Raw genomic sequence first — 16,722 nt, forward strand, 5'->3', positions numbered from 1 at the left:
GGCACGGCACAAAATGCCGGCGCCCTGATTTCGTATTGCCGCGATCGGCAGCAAGGAATATGAGTCCGATGAGCAACTTAAAGATTTACAACACGCTGGCGCGCGAGAAGCAGCCGTTCGTACCGATGGAACCGGGCAAGGTGCGCATGTATGTGTGCGGCATGACGGTGTACGACTACTGCCACGTGGGCCACGGCCGCATGATGATGGCGTTCGACGTGATCTACCGCTGGCTGAAGGCCTCGGGCTACGACGTGCGCTACGTGCGCAACGTGACCGACATCGACGACAAGATCATCCGCCGCGCCGTCGAGAACAACGAATCGATTTACGCGCTGACGTCGCGCTTCGAGCGCTACATGGACGAGGACACGCAGGCGCTGGGCATCCTGCCGCCCACCGACGTGCCACACGCCACCGAATACGTGCCGCAGATGCTGTCGATTATCGAGCAGCTGGAAGCGAAGGGGCTGGCGTACCAGGGCGAGGACGGCGACGTCAACTACGCCGTGCGCGGCTTCGAAGGCTACGGCAAGCTGTCCGGCAAATCGCTGGACGACCTGCGCGCCGGCGAGCGCGTGGACGTCAACACAGGCAAGCGCGATCCGCTCGATTTCGTGCTGTGGAAGGCCTCGAAGGAGTCCGAGCCGGCCGAAGTGAAATGGGACTCGAAATGGGGCCAGGGCCGTCCCGGCTGGCATATCGAATGCTCCGCCATGTGCCTCGGCACCCTGGGCGAGCAGTTCGACATCCACGGCGGCGGCGCCGACCTGCAGTTCCCGCACCATGAAAACGAGATCGCGCAGTCGGAGGGCGCGTTCGGCCACCCGATGGCGAACTACTGGCTGCACAACGGTTTCATTCGCGTCGATGGCGAAAAAATGTCCAAGTCGCTGGGCAATTTTTTCACGATCCGCGATGTGCTGAAGGTGTTCGACGCCGAAGTCGTGCGCTTCTTTATCCTGCGCGCGCACTACCGCAGCCCGCTCAATTACTCGGATGCGCATCTGGAAGACGCGCGTGGCGCGCTGACGCGCCTGTACACGGCGCTCGACGGCGTCGAAGGCGATGGCCAGCCGCTCGACTGGAACGAAGAGAACGCGAAAAAATTCGCCGAAGCGATGGACGACGATTTCAATACCCCGATCGCCGTCTCCGTGCTGTTCGACCTGGCGTCGGAAGTGAACAAGTCGAAGTCGCCCGTTGCCGTGCGCCAGCTCAAGGGCCTGGCCGGCGTCATCGGGCTCTTGGAGCGCACGCCGCAGGAATTCCTGCAGGCCGGCGCAACGGACGCTATCGGCGAAGCCATGATCGGTGAAGCCATCGCGGCGCGTGCGGCGGCCAAGAAGGCGCGCGACTTCGCGCAGTCCGACAAGATCCGCGCCGACCTGCTGGCACAGGGCATCGTGCTGGAAGACAAGCCGGACGGCACGACGAACTGGCGTCGCGCATAATGGTGCTTCAATCCAGGGACAAGACGGACGCCGTCGGCCGCCAGCTGGTGGTGCCGCCGTACTGGGAAGAGGCCAAGCTGGAACTAATGCGGCGCGACCGCATCATGAACAAGCTGATCCCCCAGTTCGGCGACCTGCACCTCGTCGGTCACGACGACCCGTTCACGACCCTGGCCCGTTCCATCGTCAACCAGCAGGTCACGCCCAAGGCCGCCAACGCAGCCTGGCAGAAGCTGCTGGCGGCGTGCCCGAAATTCACGCCGGCGCTCGTCATCAAGGCGGGTGCGGCGCAGCTGGCGGACTGCGGGCTGTCCAAGCGCAAGACGGAATACATCCTCGACCTGGCCGACAACTTCAAGACGAAGAAGGTGCATGCCACGGAGTGGCATGCGATGGAGGACGAAGCCGTCATCGCGGAGCTGGTGCAGATCCGCGGCATCACGCGCTGGACGGCCGAGATGTTCCTGATCTTTAACCTGCTGCGGCCGAATGTGCTGCCGCTGGACGACCCGCGCCTGATCGCGGGCATCAGCCATAACTATTTTTCCGGCGAGCCCGTCTCGCGCAGCGATGCGCGCGAGGTGGCCGCCAACTGGGAACCGTTCCGCACCGTGGCGACATGGTATCTGTGGCGCAGCCTCGATCCGGCGGCGCCGGCGGTTCCGGTAGAATGACGAAAAATTCGAATTCGCGCGACCCGGCTACCCGCCAACGCACGGGATTCATACTCTCGGAGGACCAATGACCAAAACTACTTTCCTCAATTTTGAGCAGCCGATCGCGGAACTGGATTCCAAAATTGAAGAGCTGCGTTTCGTCCAGGACGATTCGGCCGTCGATATCTCGGAAGAGATCGACCGCCTGGCCAAGAAGAGCCAGCAGCTGACCAAGGACATCTACGCCAAGCTGACGCCATGGCAGGTGGCGCAGATCGCGCGCCATCCGCAGCGGCCGTACACGATGGACTACGTCAACGAGATCTTCACCGACTTCCACGAACTGCACGGCGACCGCACCTACGCGGACGACCAGTCGATCGTGGGCGGCCTGGCCCGCTTCAACGGCCAGCCCTGCATGGTCATCGGCCACCAGAAGGGCCGCGACACGAAAGAGCGCGCGATGCGCAACTTCGGCATGCCCAAACCCGAAGGCTACCGCAAGGCCATGCGCCTGATGAAGGTCGCCGAGAAATTCAACCTGCCGATCTTCACGTTTGTCGACACGCCCGGCGCGTTCCCCGGCATCGACGCGGAAGAGCGCGGCCAGTCCGAAGCCATCGGCCATAACCTGTACGTGATGGCCGAACTGAAAGTGCCGCTGATCGCCACGATCATTGGCGAAGGCGGCTCCGGTGGTGCACTGGCGATCGCCGTCGGCGACGCCGTGCTGATGCTGCAGTACGCGACCTACTCGGTCATCTCGCCGGAAGGCTGCGCGTCGATCCTGTGGAAGACGGCCGAACGCGCGGCCGAAGCGGCCGAAGCGCTGGGCCTGACGGCGCACCGCCTGAAAGCCATGGGCCTGATCGACAAGATCGTCACGGAACCGCTGGGCGGCGCCCACCGCGATCCGAAGGAAATGGCACGCCTGCTGAAACGCGCGCTGGCCGACTCGCTGCGCCAGTTCCAGGGCATGAAGACGAAAGAGCTGCTGGACAACCGTCACAAGAAGCTGCTCAGCTACGGCAAGTTCAAGGAAACCACGCCGCAGGAGTAAAGCCTGCGGCGGTACCAAAGTTGGGGATAGTCCCGACGTCGGGGACAGGCACCTGTTGTCGGGAATGCATTCCCGAAAACAGGTGCCTGTCCCCGGTTTTTTTTATGAGTACCCAATGAAGTCCAGTCTCGACACCATTTTCGCCGCCGCCATCGCCGGCCTGCCGTCCAGCCAGCCGCTCGCCATTGCCTGCAGCGGCGGCCTCGATTCCTCCGTCCTGCTGCACCTGGCGCGCGCGCTGGGCCGCCCGCTGTTCGCCTTCCACATCCACCACGGGCTGAGCGCCAATGCAGACGCCTGGGAGGCCCACTGCGCTGCAGAAAGCGCGAGGCTGGGCGTGACGTTCGCGAGCCGCCGCATCAACGTCAACGGGGCAAGGGAGGGCATCGAGGCTTCGGCCCGCCAGGCCCGCTATGCGGCGCTGGGCGAGCTGTGTCGCGAGCATGGCGTGACCTTGCTGCTGACAGCGCATCACCTGGACGACCAGGCCGAAACGCTGCTGCTGCAACTGGCGCGCGGCGCAGGCCCGGCCGGCCTGTCCGGCATGGACGCGGCCAACCACGCGCCGGCGTTATTGGGCAGCGCGGACCTCGTGCTGGCGCGCCCGCTGCTGCAGGCATCGCGCCAGCAACTGGAAGCATACGCCCGCGAACACGGCATCGCGCATATCGAGGACGAATCGAATCTCGACACGCGTTACGCCCGCAATGCGCTGCGGCACACGGTCATGCCGGCGCTGGCCGCCGCGTTCCCCGGCTACCAGGAAAGGTTCGCCCGCAGCGCCGCGCACGCGCAGTCGGCGCAGCGGCTGCTGACGGAACTGGCGCAGCAGGATCTGCAAGCCTGCGCGCGCGACGGCGGCATCGACGTGGAAGCACTGCGCGCATTGAGCGCCGACCGCCGCAACAACCTGTTGCGGCACTGGTTTGCGGTGGAAGGCATTCGCATCCCGTCGGCCAGCTGGCTGCTGGAAATGACGACGCAACTGCTGGAGGCACGCGAGGACGCCAACCTGCTGGTCACGCATCCGGACCGCGAAGTGCGGCGCTACCGCGGCCGCCTGTACCTGGCGCCGAAACAGCGCGAGCTGGCCGGGACGCGCGAGGACATTTTCGAGGACGCGCCGTTCCAGCATTTCCGATGGCGCGGCGAAGCGTCGCTGGCGTTTCCCGACTACGGCGGCACCTTGCATTTCGACGTGGCGGAAGGGGGCTGCGCACCCGAGTGGCTGCGCGAACAGCTGCTGACAATCTCGTTCCGCCGCGGTGGCGAACGCCTCAAGCTTGCACCGAACCGGCCCACGCGCGGGCTGAAGCAGCATTACCAGGCACTCGATATCCCGGCCTGGGAGCGCGGCCGGCTGCCCGTGGTCGGCATTCCCGGGCAGTTGTTATACGCCGCAGGCCTCGGCATGGATTGCCACAACATTGTGCAGGGCCGCAATGACTGCGTTGTTTTGCGCTGGCAGCCGGAATAATCTTCGGCCCTGGAGCCGTTTTTCGCATGAGCTTATGCCGTAACTGTATGGGGCTGTTAACCTTTTGACTTGTCCTTTTGCAGCGCAGCATGTAGAGTTAAGGACCCCCTTACTTCAACCGAGTGGAAAACGCAAGTTATGGCTTTAATCGTTCACAAGTACGGCGGTACGTCGATGGGATCGACGGACCGTATCAAGAACGTCGCGCGCCGAGTGGCCAAGTGGCACGACGCGGGACACCAGATCGTCGTGGTGCCGTCCGCGATGTCCGGAGAAACCAACCGCCTGATCGCGCTGGCCAAGGAAGTGCAGAACCCGCCCGACCCGCGCGAACTGGACATGATCGCCTCGACGGGCGAACAGGTCTCCGTGGCGCTGCTGTCGATGGCACTGCAGGCGATCGGCAAACAGGCCGTCTCGTACGCCGGCTGGCAGGTGGGCATTAAAACCGATTCCGCGTTCACGAAAGCGCGCATCCAGTCGATCGACGACAAGCGCGTGCGCGCCGACCTCGAAGCGGGCAAGATCGTCGTCATCACGGGCTTCCAGGGCGTCGACGAGAACGGCAACATCGCCACCCTGGGCCGTGGCGGTTCCGACACGTCGGCAGTGGCCATCGCGGCCGCGCTGAAGGCGGCCGAATGCCTGATCTACACGGACGTCGACGGCGTCTACACGACCGACCCGCGCGTCGTTTCGGAAGCACGCCGCTTGAAGGCGATCACCTTCGAAGAGATGCTGGAACTGGCGTCGCTGGGCTCGAAAGTGCTGCAGACCCGCTCCGTCGAATTCGCCGGCAACTACCGCGTGCCGACACGCGTGCTGTCGTCGCTGACCGACCCGCTGATGGACCTGGCCGAGGAAGCCAGCTCGGGAACCCTGATTTCGTTTGAGGAAGACAAGAATATGGAACAAGCAGTCATCTCCGGCATCGCCTTCAACCGCGACGAAGCCAAAATCTCCGTCATGGGCGTGGCCGACCGCCCGGGCGTGGCGTACCACATCCTGGGCCCGGTCGCCGCGGCCAACGTGGAAGTGGACATGATCATCCAGAACCAGTCCGTCGAAGGCAAGACCGACTTCACGTTCACCGTCTCGCGCAACGACTACAACAAGGCCCTGGAAGCGCTGAACGCGCAGAAGGACGAAATCGGCTTCGCCACGCTGATCGGCGACGCGAAAGTATCGAAGATCTCCGTCGTCGGCGTGGGCATGCGCAGCCACGTGGGCGTCGCCTCGGACATGTTCCGCACGCTGGCCGAAGAGGGCATCAACATCATGATGATCTCGACCTCCGAGATCAAGATATCGGTGCTGATCGACGAGAAATACATGGAGCTGGCCGTGCGCGCGCTGCACAAGGCGTTCGATCTGGACAAAGAGTAAATATTTCAAAAAAAGATCGCCGATTTCCTTGACCAAAGTGGTCGTGGCAATTACTATGGCGGTCGTCTGATGTGACACAGAAATGCGGAGCAGAAGACATAGTTGAGCGATCGACTAGGAGACGTGGCCGAGTGGCCGAAGGCACTTCCCTGCTAAGGAAGCATACGGCTTATACCTGTATCGTGGGTTCGAATCCCACCGTCTCCGCCAGAACAAATAAAAAAGCCTCCCCTGCGGGAGGCTTTTTTATTTGTTCTTCCCGGACGACGGTGGATTCGAAGACGAGCGCCTGCCAGCGCGAGGCCCTGTCGAATCGCCCATCTGCTGGCGCTTCAGCGCCAGCGCCGCGCGCCGAGGGCGCGCGACGTATGCGCCGTCTATCGCCGGGCGATGAGCGCGCAGTGCAAGGCGCCCGCTAAGCGGAGCGCCACCGCAAGAACACTGGCGCTCCGCGCTGCTCCAGCTGCCACTCACGCTGCCCGCCGTGCTCAGCGGGATCAACCACCATAATGGCGCTGACGATGCTCGCGGTTGCCACGCCCTGCACATGATCGCGCCAGTCAGCGCGGGCACGGACAGCATCCACACGATGCCCGCCGGCGCGGCCGGCAGCGCGGACACGATGACGGCCGGGTCCAGCCACGACTGGAAGTTCACCACGATCGGCAGGTATCGGACAATCGCACCCAGTGCGATCCTGACCTGTGGACCCCACAAGCGTACCCACAAACGTACCCACAAATGCCCGCGAGCTGCCCGGATACGGCGGGAGACCTCCCGTGGCAAGGGCCGCTGGATCGGATGCTTCGCCACTATGATGCTCCTTCATAGCGCCGTTCTCTCGAAAAATGGCGCCTCTACAGAACCCGGGGCGATTCAGTCGCACGAATTCTTTTGAATACATGTCGGCTCGTCACAGCCCTGTCATTTACCTGCCCTACAATCCGCGCAGTTTTAAAACCCACCTAAGGATACGGGAATGCACAAGCCGGATGAACTGGTAGTTACTATTGTCGAGTCGGATGAGAATTGCAATAACTCGTCTAACGAGCACTTCAACACCGTGCTGAGCGCACGTCTCTCGCGCCGCAACATGCTGCGCGGCGGCTTCGCCACGGCAGCCAGCGCCGTCTTTGGCGGCCTGGGTCTGGCAGGTTGCGGCAGCTCGGACGATCCTGTGGCCGAGGCCCCCGCGCCGACCCCGCCGGTGATTACCCCGCCTGCCGAGAAACTGCTGGGCTTTGCCGCAGTGCCGAAGAGCCTGGCCGACAGTGTCATCGTCCCGACCGGCTACACTGCCGCCGTCCTGTACGCGCTGGGCGATCCGCTGCGCGCCGGCACCCCGGCCTATAAGAACGACGGCACCGACGCCGATTTCGATAACCGTGCCGGCGACCACCACGACGGCATGGAATACTTTGGCCTGTCCGCCACCGGCACCCCGTCGGCGACCGGTTCCGACCGCGGCGTGCTGGCGATGAACCACGAAGCCACCACCGACGAGAAGCTGTCCTCGCACTTCCTGCATGCCAACGGCGGCACCACCAGCCTGCCGCGCCCTGCTGCGGAAGTCGACAGGGAAGTCGCAGTCCACGGTATCAGCGTGGTCGAAGTGCGCAAGACCGGTAGCGCCTGGAACACCGTGGCCGATTCGACCTTCAACCGCCGCCTGACGGCCCTGTCCGAAGTGGAAATCGCCGGGCCGGCTCGCGGCAATGCCCTGCTGGTGACCAAGTTTTCGCCGGACGGCACCAGGACCCGCGGCACCCTGAACAATTGCGGCGGCGGCCGTTCGCCATGGGGCACCTACCTGTCGGGCGAAGAAAACTGGTCCGGCTACTTCGTCCGTTCGGCAACCGACGATGCCGCGCGCAACGACAAGAGCGTGGTCTCGCTGCGCCGCTACGGCCGCAACCAGGGCGCGACCTCGCGCCACGGCTGGGAAACCGGCGGCACGGACGACAAGTACCAGCGCTGGGACATCAGCAAGAAGGGCGCATCGCTCAATGGCAGCGACGACTACCGCAACGAGATGAATGGCCAGGGCTACATCATCGAAGTCGACCCGTACGACAAGACCAGACCGGCCAGGAAGCGCAGCGCGCTGGGCCGCTACGCGCACGAAAGCGCCGCCTTCAGCAATCCGGTCGTGGGCCAGCCGCTGGCGGTCTACATGGGCGACGACTCGCGCAATGAATACATCTACAAGTTCGTCACGAAAGCCGCATGGAGCGCGGCCGACGCCAATCCGGGCGACCGCATCGCCACCGGTGACAAGTACCTGGACGAAGGCACCCTGTATGTCGCCAAGGTCAACGCCGACGGCAGCGGCCAGTGGATCGAGCTGTCGATGAACAATCCGCTGATCGCGAACTACGCCACCTACAAGTTCGCCGACCTGGCCGATGTCCTGGTCAACGCCCGCCTGGCCGCCGATGCCGTCGGCGCGACCAAGATGGACCGTCCCGAATGGTGCTCGGTCAACCCGGCCAACGGCGAGATCTACTACACGCTGACCAACAATTCGAATCGCAACGTCAACGCCAGCGGCTCGTCGCAGCTGCCGCCCGACGCCGGCAACCCGCGCGCCTATACCGACATGAAGGGGTCGAGCGCGCAGAACGGCAACCCGAACGGCCACATCATCCGCTTCAGGGAAGGCGTCGCCGGCTCCGCCGCCACCAGCTTCACGTGGGACGTCTACCTGTTCGGCGCCGAGAGCGGCGCGGATGCGACCCGCGTCAACCTGTCGGGCCTGACTGCCGACCAGGACCACTCGAGCCCGGACGGCCTGGCCTTCCTGAAGAGCACCGGCATCTGCTGGATCCAGACCGACGATGGCGCCTATACCGACGTCACCAACAACATGATGCTGGCAGCGCTGCCGGGCAAGGTCGGCGACGGCGCAAAGACCACGCTCGTCTACGACAAGGCGGACGGCACCAAGCTCAATGTCGACACCTACGTGGGCAAGAAGGCCAGTGCCGATACGCTCAAGCGGTTCCTGGTGGGGCCGGTGGGCGCGGAAATCACCGGCATCACGGAGACCCCGGACGGCAAGGCGCTGTTCGTCAATATCCAGCACCCGGGCGAGAACACCGCGCTGGCCAATATTGGCGATCCGGCCAAATACACCAGCCAGTGGCCCGCCAATGCCGGCTATGGCGCGGGCAAGCGTCCGCGTTCGGCGACGATCGTCATTACCAAGAATGACGGGGGACGGATCGGTACCTAAACCGATCGCTCCTGCCCGGTAAATGGGCTGCAACGGGAAGCATCTCGCTATTGCGATTCGCTGACTTCATCGTTGCAGCCCTGTAGTGGTTTACAAGCGCTTGGCAATGCTCGACCAGGACGAGTGGCTCGCGGCAGGAAACTCCACACTATCTCTTGATGCCCCTGACGCACGCGCAATGTCGGTTGCGGCAGCAAGCACCTCAACAGTACATTGACCCCACCATTCGGCTCGCTTCAATGTACTGTTTCTTCGTACCGGAAACGCACGTCCGCTTACGTCCGCGCCAGCTCGCGGATGGCTGCGGCCAGCCGGGCCAGGTCGGTGTCGCGGGTGAAGTACGACGGCGTCACGCGGATGCAGCTGCCGCCGGCCGGGCCGGACCGTGCCACGGTGAAGAGGCCGTAATCGTCCGCGAGGCGCCGCGCCAGCGCCACGTTGTCCTCGAAACCGGTGCGACCGCGCAGGCGGAACGACGTGACCGCGCCGCTCATGCCCGGCTCCTCGGGCGTGAGGATCTGTACGCCGGGTACGTCGATGACCTGGCGCACCCAGTCGTCGCGCAACCCGCGCAGCCGGGCCGCGCGTTCGGCCAGGGGAAACTGCCCGTGGAACTTCAGGGCCGCCGGGATTGTCATGATCGCGGCCATGTTGACCGTACCGGCAGTGACGCGGGAGCGTATGTCGGTCGCAGGGAAGTTGGTCGTGCCCGCTTGCACGCCGATGTCCTGCAGGCGCGTTTCGCGAATGTACAGGAAGCCCAGGCCGAGCGGGGCGCCCACCCACTTGTGCAGGTTGGCGCCGACGAAATCGGCGCCAAGGTCCGGAATCCTGTAGTCCAGCTGTCCCCAGGACTGTGCCACGTCCACGACGACATCCGCGCCGCGTGCCTTGGCCATCCGCACGATCTCGGCGACCGGCATGACCAGCCCGGTGCGGTGGCTGACGTGCGTCAGCAGCAACAGCCTGGTGCGCGGGTGCTTGCGCAGCGCCTGGTCATAGGCGTCGATGACGTTCTGGCGCGTGGCCGGTTCCGGGATCTGTACCGTCGCCGTACTGGCGCCACTGCGGCGGGCCAGGTCGGCCATCGCGTCGATCATCGTGTCGTAGTCGAGATTGCCGTACATGACCGTCTCGCCGGGCTTGACGAGCCGGTAGTTGCAGATCAGGTTCTGCATCGATTCGGTGGCGCTGCGGGTAATGGCCAGTTCGCCCGTTGCCACGCCCGCATGCGCCGCGAGCTGGGCACGGATCGTTTCGATGCCTTTGCGGTCGAACTCGCGACGCAGGAAGTACGAGTTATAGCGGTTCAGGTAATCGATATTGCGCTTGAAATCTTCCGCCACCGGCCGCGCCATGATGCCGTAATAGGCGTTTTCCAGGTTGACGAAGTCGCTTGCGACGTCGTAGCTGGCGGCCAGCTGCTGCCAATCGAGTGCTCTGCTCGCGCCCGGGACGGCGCCCCGGGCGCCTCCGGCGGCGGCCAGCCCGGCGGTCAGGCCGGCGGCAGCGCGCAGCAGTGTCCGGCGTCGTTGTGCGAATGTACTCATGCATGCTCCTGTCAGTGGTTTTACAGCAAGTGTGGAATGCGGGAACTGTTCCAGGCCGGCCTGCGCTGCCGCCTTTACGAACGGGCCGGCATCGACGCGCACGTCCGGTGTTTCCGTACGAACGCGGCGTGGCCTGCACCGGTATCACCAGACTTCAGCATGCAGGCGCGAGCTCGCCAGCGCTTACGGGGCGGCCGCTACCGACATCTCGTCAAGGTACAACTGTTCCAGATCGCGCGCGCTCAGGTCCTGCGCATTGAAGGTTCGCAGCAGACGGCCGTTGCGCATCAAACCGATCGTGGTGGCCACCTCGCCTGCGCGAAACAGGTCGTGGGTCGCCATCAGGATGCTGGCGCCGGCGTCGCGCTGGCCCAGCAGCAGGCGATGAAACTCGGCACTGGCCTGCGGGTCGAGACCTGAAGTTGGTTCGTCCAGCAGCAGGGCGCGCGCCGAGCGTGCAATCGCCAGCGCAATCGCCACTTTCTGGCGCATGCCTTTCGAGTAACCGCCGGCGCGGCGCTCGACCGCCTCGGCAGGCACGCCTGCCTGCGCCAGCCAGCCGCGCAGGCGTTGCGGCGTGCAGTCGGGAACACCTGCCAGCCCCGCGAAATAGCGCAGGTTCTCCAGCCCGCTCAGCTCGCCGCAGGGCCACCTGCTCCGGCAGGTAGAGCAGGCGTCTGCGCGCCTGCGCCGGCTCGGCCTGCACGTCGATCCCATCAACCAGGGCCTGTCCCGACGTGGGCGTCAGGAACCCCATCAGCAGTTTGATCGTGGTGGTCTTGCCGGCGCCGTTCGCGCCCAGCATGCAAAAGATTTCGCCCGGCGCGATATCGAGGTCGAGGCCGTCGAGGGCGCGGTGGGCGCCGAAGGTCTTGGTTAAAGCATGGGTACGCAGCATGTAAGCCTCATTCGATCGGATTTGCCTGGCGCAGTCGGCGCACGCCAACGGCCAGGAGTGCCAGCAGGGCCAGCACCATGACGCCGGCGTCGGCGGACAGCGCGCCCAGGTGCCGGGCCGCTGGCGCTTCGCGGAAGGTGAAGCGCGGCATGCCGTGGTCATAGTCGGCCGCGGTAAGCAGCCGGTCTTCGTCCAGATAACGGTACGTCAGCCGGCGGACCTGCAACAGGAAGGCGTGTGCCTGCTCCTGAAAGCGCACGGCGCGGCCCGCATCGGTGCCTGCCAGACGCTCCAGTCCGTCCTGGAAGGCAATGGGCGGCGAGCTTGCGCGCAGCACGTCCATCCACCAGCGCCGGCGCTCGTCTTGTGCACGGTAAGGTTGCACCGCGGTGCGGATCAGTTCCTCGCCGCGCTCCACTTCCCTGGCGCGTCGCCGGAGGTTGTCAGGTATGTCTGGCGCAGGCGCGTGTCCGGGCCGGGAAGCGGCCGCACTTTGCTGGCGAAGCTCGGCGCGCGCCTGCATCGCCATCGCCCGCAGTACATTGGTGCGCTCGGCTGGATTGGACGGCGGCGCGACCTGGTCGGCCACGCCGAGCGCCAGCGCCGGCAGCAATACCACCAGCACCAGCCAGCCGGCGACGCAACCCAGCGCGGCCTGCGCCACATTGCGCGCAAACACGTTGACCAGGGCGGCGAAGCCGACCCAGAACAGGCCGTACAGCGCGGTCAATACGGCGGCCTGCAGCAGCGCCGCCGGCGTTGGTGACGCTGCAATGGACAGCACCGCCATCAGCAGCAATACCGGCGGACCCACCAGCAGCAGCGTGCGCGCTGCGGCCTTTGCGGTCACGTAGCGCAGCGGCGTCACCGGCTGGGCCAGCAGCAAGGGCTCCATGCCGCGTTCGCGTTCGAATGACCACAGATCGACGCTGCCGGCCAGGATCAGGAGCGGCAAAAGCCAGACCAGGACGAAGGCCACGTCGCAGCGCCCGGCGGCCAGCACCGCCGGATTCTCCATGCCGGCCATGTACTCGTCGAAGATCGTGTTGCTGGCCACGAAAGGGAAGATTTTCGCGGCCATCGGGTAGCCCTCGGCCTGGCCAACCGTCAGCACCGGCAGTTCGCCGGGCGGCAGCGTGGCGCGCAAGGACATCGCCGTGGGATAGATGGCGCCACCGTAGCGGGACTTGTTCTCGGGCGTGAGCTCGTTGACGATCTGGTTGCGGCGCATCCGGTGCACCTCGCGCTCCTCGTCCTGGATCGCGGCCAGCGCTGCGCTGCGCTGCGCGCTCCAGGCCGCGCCTTCCCACGCAGCGTATCCGCACATGGCAAGGAAGGCCAGCCAGAGTGGCACGAGCCAGCGTCCGCGCACCATGCGCAGTAGTTCGGTACGGAAGATGATGGCGGTGGCGCTCATGCCTTGCCCTCCAGCCGCGAGGCCGCAAGTCGCATCATCGCCATGGCGCCCGCCAGCCAGGCCAGCAGCCAGGCAAACGGCGCCGCCGTACGCGGCAGGGTCTCGCCGAGAGAGTAGGGCCGGGGCGCAAAGCGCACGCCGTGCGTGATGGCCGCTACGTCGGACGCATACTCGCGCATTTCCCGCTTGCGGTTGAACTTGATATCGCGGTTCAGCGTCTGCACCAGATCGTAGCGGTAGCGCTCGGCCTGGACCAGGAAGTGACGGTGCGCCGGCAGGTCGGACTGGGCCAGTGCCGCCGACAGGGGCCGCAGCGCCATCAGCGGCGAGATGATGGCTGCCTTCAGGCTGAAGCAAGCCTGGGCGTCGTAGTCCGCGTACAGCCGGTCGAAGTGGCGGTTGTAGATGTCGGCGGTGGTCTTCTCGCCGTATTCGAACAACAGCCCGCTGTAATTGATCGGCAAGTCTTCGACCCTGCTTACCTTGTACTGCCTGAGGGTCGCCTCCTGGAAGGCGGCGAAACGCATGTCGCGCGGGTTGTGCCCATCCGGACCTTTCATGATCTCGTCCACGACGCGCACATGGAAGGCCGTCGCGGTGGGTGTCGGGTGGCGGCGCTCCGCGAGCATGGGAGCCAGCATCGGTACCAGCATCGTGCTGACGATCCAGAAGCCAAGTCCCGCCAGCAGCGCGATCCGCGCGCTGGCTGCCGCGGCCGTGATAGCCAGCACGATGCCGAGGACCGCCAGCCAGTACAGGGCGTAACCGGACAGCATCAGCGCAAGTGTGGCGAAGTACTGCGCGTCCCAGGCCGCCATTGCAGGCAGCGCGACAAGGATGCCTGCGAGGATCAGCATTCCCAGCAGTGCCCCGGCGAACGCGATGAAACGGCCGGCCAGCAGCTGCCAGGGGCTGGCGCCGGCGCCGATCTCCTGCCACATCAGCTGGCGCGCGCGTTCGCCCGAAAATGCACCGAAGGCGGCGAACACGATCAGCAGCGGCACCAGCACCTGCATGGCGAAGGCCGGGCTGAAACCGCCGAAGCGGCTCAGGGCAGCCCCGCCATCGGTGCTCTTGAAGCGACTGGTGTTCTGTACGTGGCCTTCCAGCTTGAGGGCGCCGCCGAGGTGATCCTGCAGGCCCGGATCGAGCACCGACAGAGGCTGCACCGGCTTGTAGACATAGCGACCGAAGTGCGCGGCGCCATGCGGGTTGGCCGCGCCTTGCGCCTTCCAGACCTCAGCCTCAACGTGGGCATCGTGGGCGCGCGCCTCCTGGACCCGGCGCGCATCGAGCGCCGCATCCACCAGAGCGATCGCGGTGATCGCCAGCACCAGGACGCAGAGAATGCGCAGGCGCCGCTCGCGCAGCAGAATCAGCCACTGCTGGCGCACGACCTCCCGCAGCACCGCCCTGGAGGAAAGGGCGTGCATCAGTAGCTCCCGCGCACGCTCAGCAGCACGCTACGCGGGTCGGCGTAGGTGTTGTAGGTATTCAGCCCGCCCACCCGTGCCCAGTAAGTCCGGTCGAACAGGTTGTTGACGGCCACGCTCATTGTGACCCCGCGCGCGAAGGTATAACCCGCCTGGACGTTGGCTACCGCATATCCGCCCTGTTCGCGCAGCCCCGGTACGCCACTGCCAAGGAGCGCGCTGTTGGCAGTGACGCCGCCGCCCACGAAAAGGCCGCGCATCCAGCCCGGCTGCCAACGGGCGTACAGCTTGACACTGTGCTTCGGTTCGAAAGTCGAGAACTGGCTGCCTTCCAGGGTGGGGTGCACGCCATACTCGGTGCTCAGCCAGGTATAGCCTGCCGACAGATTCAGCTCGGGCAGCGGACGGCCGCCGACTTCGAACTCGACGCCCCGCACTTCGACCGTCCCGGCCGCCGTATAGATGTCGCCGACGCCGGTGTACAGGGCGCGGTTGCGGTCGCGGCTGCGGAACATGGCGGCCGAAGCGTTCAGCCGGCCGTCCAGGAAGTTGCCCTTGGCGCCCAGTTCGACCTGCTTGCCGACGCGCGGATCGAGCACCTGGCCTGCAGCGTCGAAGAGCGCCTGGGGGAAGAAGATGTCCGCGTAGCTGACGTAGGCGTTGATGCCGGCGGCAAGATGCCACAGCAGCGCGACGGAGGGCGTCACCTCGCCGCGTTCCATGGCGCCCGTCACAAAGGGCGTGACCGGCGAAGGCGCGATAGCGCGGCTCTCGCTGCGGTAACGCGTCACGCGCGCTCCCAGCGCGAGGGTGAGCGGATCGGCCAGCGACAGCCGGGCCTGAGTGTACAAACCGGACTGCGTGACTCTGTTGTCGTTGCCGCGCGCAAAATCGCCATCCGGCTCCGCCACCGTCTCAGGCTGGAAGATGCTCACATTCGGCACCGCCGAGTAGGTGACGTTGCGGTTGCTTGCCAGGCGCTGCTCCCAGTTATAGCCGATAACGAGCGCGTGGCTGCGGCCGAACAGCTTGACCGGACCGGAGGCGTACAGGTCGGCGCCGGTACGCTGGAAGTCCAGCGCGGCCGCGCGCCGCGCATACGTGGCGCGCATCGTTGCGGGATTGACACCCGTGCTGGGGTAGGCGTCCTTGTAGAATTTGTCGACGGTGCGGTGGACCGCGCGCGCCCGCACTTCCCAGCCATCGCCGAGTTGGCGGGAGAGTTCCGCGCTGCTTTCGTTGGTCGCCCAGAAGAAGCGGTTCCAGGACGGGTACACGTGCAGGGAGCGGCTGACGTCCAGGAAACGTCCGTCCAGATAAGCGGGCAAGCCCATCGACGGCGAGCGCAGATTGTCGACCTGGCGCGCAAACGCCAGCGACAGCACGGTAGCGGAATCGAGGTCGGCGTCCAGCGCCAGATAGCCGAGCCACTTGCGATCGTGGGTAACGTCGTGGAAGTAGTCGCGCTCCTGGAATGTGCCGACGGCCCGCCCGCGCAGGGTGCCCGCAGCGTTCAGCGGTGCCCCGGCGTCGATCTCGATACGGCGGTTGCTATGGGAACCGGCGCTCGCGGCGGCCGACAGGCGCGCCTCGCGCGAACCGCGCTTGCGCACGAAGTTGATGATGCCGCCCGGCTGTCCCGCGCCCTGCGTGACGCCGGCGGGTCCGCGCAGCAGCTCGACGCGCTCGTAGATGGCAAGCTCGAACTCCTGGGTGCCACTGCCGGGGCTGGCTGCGGGAATGCCGTCGTAGGCTTGCTCGAGGCTGTAGCCGCGTGAACGGAAGTCGGGATTGGCGCCGTCGAAGGGCATGACGCTGACACCCGGGGCCTGCTGCATCAGGTCGCCCAGCGTGAACAGGTTCTGGTCGCGCATGCGCTGCTCCGTGAACACGGTCACCGACTGGGGGATGTCGATCAGGCGCAACGGCGTTTTGCCCCGACCGTGGCGGTGCCCGGGGCATAGGGCTCTTCGGCGCTGCCGTTCACGATGACTTGCGGCACGGCTTCCTGCGCCGAGGCGAGCGGGATCGTGCCGGCGACCAGCAAGGCCAACGTAGAGCGGTACAGTGTGTGGAGGGCAGGGCCGGCGGGCGTCAGGGCAGATCGTCTTTTCATTGCATCTCTTGTTGGTGGGCGTCGTCAGGAAAACCGGGAC

Annotated in this window: 12 protein-coding genes, 1 tRNA gene and 1 pseudogene; 7 read left to right on the forward strand and 7 right to left on the reverse strand. The window is 65.5% G+C overall.

The features are described from left to right. Positions 1–68: 68 nt before the first annotated feature. The 7 genes from cysS (at position 69) to E1742_RS00040 (ending at position 9,268) form a co-directional block, all read left to right on the forward strand. A complete protein-coding gene (cysS, locus tag E1742_RS00005; protein ID WP_134382592.1) occupies positions 69–1,454 on the forward strand; it encodes a cysteine--tRNA ligase in 1,386 nt (461 codons plus the stop codon). Beyond that, the gene (locus E1742_RS00010; protein ID WP_134382594.1) at positions 1,454–2,128 is read left to right on the forward strand and encodes a DNA-3-methyladenine glycosylase family protein; all 675 of its coding nucleotides are present in this window, start codon (positions 1,454–1,456) and stop codon (positions 2,126–2,128) included. The genes cysS and E1742_RS00010 overlap by 1 nt, the downstream gene beginning before the upstream one ends. Before the next feature lie 67 nt (positions 2,129–2,195). Continuing rightward, a complete protein-coding gene (locus tag E1742_RS00015; RefSeq protein WP_134382596.1) occupies positions 2,196–3,170 on the forward strand; it encodes an acetyl-CoA carboxylase carboxyltransferase subunit alpha in 975 nt (324 codons plus the stop codon). A 115-nt stretch (positions 3,171–3,285) separates the two neighbouring features. Continuing rightward, positions 3,286–4,647, forward strand: a complete 1,362-nt coding sequence (gene tilS, locus E1742_RS00020; RefSeq protein ID WP_134382598.1) for a tRNA lysidine(34) synthetase TilS — start codon at positions 3,286–3,288, stop codon at positions 4,645–4,647. Positions 4,648–4,785: 138 nt separating this feature from the next. Then, the gene (locus E1742_RS00025; RefSeq protein ID WP_134382600.1) at positions 4,786–6,033 is read left to right on the forward strand and encodes an aspartate kinase; all 1,248 of its coding nucleotides are present in this window, start codon (positions 4,786–4,788) and stop codon (positions 6,031–6,033) included. Positions 6,034–6,150: 117 nt separating this feature from the next. Further along, a tRNA-Ser gene (locus E1742_RS00030) sits at positions 6,151–6,243 on the forward strand. A 769-nt stretch (positions 6,244–7,012) separates the two neighbouring features. Further along, on the forward strand, positions 7,013–9,268 hold the full coding sequence (locus tag E1742_RS00040; RefSeq protein ID WP_134382603.1) for a PhoX family protein: 2,256 nt from the start codon (positions 7,013–7,015) through the stop codon (positions 9,266–9,268). A gap of 275 nt (positions 9,269–9,543) precedes the next feature. Here E1742_RS00040 and E1742_RS00045 read toward each other — a convergent pair whose 3' ends face one another. The 7 genes and pseudogenes from E1742_RS00045 to E1742_RS00070 all read right to left on the reverse strand — a co-directional run bounded on the left by E1742_RS00045 (position 9,544) and on the right by E1742_RS00070 (position 16,682). Beyond that, positions 9,544–10,818 carry an aminotransferase class V-fold PLP-dependent enzyme gene (locus E1742_RS00045; protein ID WP_134382604.1) on the reverse strand — a complete coding sequence of 425 codons (1,275 nt, stop codon included), beginning with the start codon at positions 10,816–10,818 and terminating at the stop codon, positions 9,544–9,546. A 183-nt stretch (positions 10,819–11,001) separates the two neighbouring features. Further along, positions 11,002–11,535, reverse strand: a complete 534-nt coding sequence (locus E1742_RS00050) for an AAA family ATPase (protein ID WP_307721898.1) — start codon at positions 11,533–11,535, stop codon at positions 11,002–11,004. After that, positions 11,495–11,716, reverse strand: a pseudogene (locus E1742_RS27185) (ATP-binding cassette domain-containing protein); the annotation flags it as partial. The pseudogene E1742_RS27185 and the gene E1742_RS00050, both read right to left, overlap by 41 nt. Before the next feature lie 7 nt (positions 11,717–11,723). After that, positions 11,724–13,133 carry a DUF3526 domain-containing protein gene (locus tag E1742_RS00055; protein ID WP_134382605.1) on the reverse strand — a complete coding sequence of 470 codons (1,410 nt, stop codon included), beginning with the start codon at positions 13,131–13,133 and terminating at the stop codon, positions 11,724–11,726. Beyond that, positions 13,130–14,566, reverse strand: coding sequence for a DUF3526 domain-containing protein (locus E1742_RS00060; RefSeq protein ID WP_134382606.1), 1,437 nt, complete (start codon positions 14,564–14,566; stop codon positions 13,130–13,132). The genes E1742_RS00055 and E1742_RS00060 overlap by 4 nt, the downstream gene beginning before the upstream one ends. Further along, positions 14,566–16,491 carry a TonB-dependent siderophore receptor gene (locus tag E1742_RS00065; protein WP_134382607.1) on the reverse strand — a complete coding sequence of 642 codons (1,926 nt, stop codon included), beginning with the start codon at positions 16,489–16,491 and terminating at the stop codon, positions 14,566–14,568. Before E1742_RS00065 ends, E1742_RS00060 begins: the two co-directional genes overlap by 1 nt. Beyond that, positions 16,482–16,682: a hypothetical protein gene (locus E1742_RS00070; protein WP_134382609.1), complete on the reverse strand. Its 201-nt coding sequence runs from the start codon at positions 16,680–16,682 to the stop codon at positions 16,482–16,484. Before E1742_RS00070 ends, E1742_RS00065 begins: the two co-directional genes overlap by 10 nt. Positions 16,683–16,722 lie beyond the last annotated feature (40 nt).

Source organism: Pseudoduganella plicata, from assembly GCF_004421005.1.
Classification (GTDB): Bacteria; Pseudomonadota; Gammaproteobacteria; order Burkholderiales; family Burkholderiaceae_D; genus Rugamonas; species Rugamonas plicata.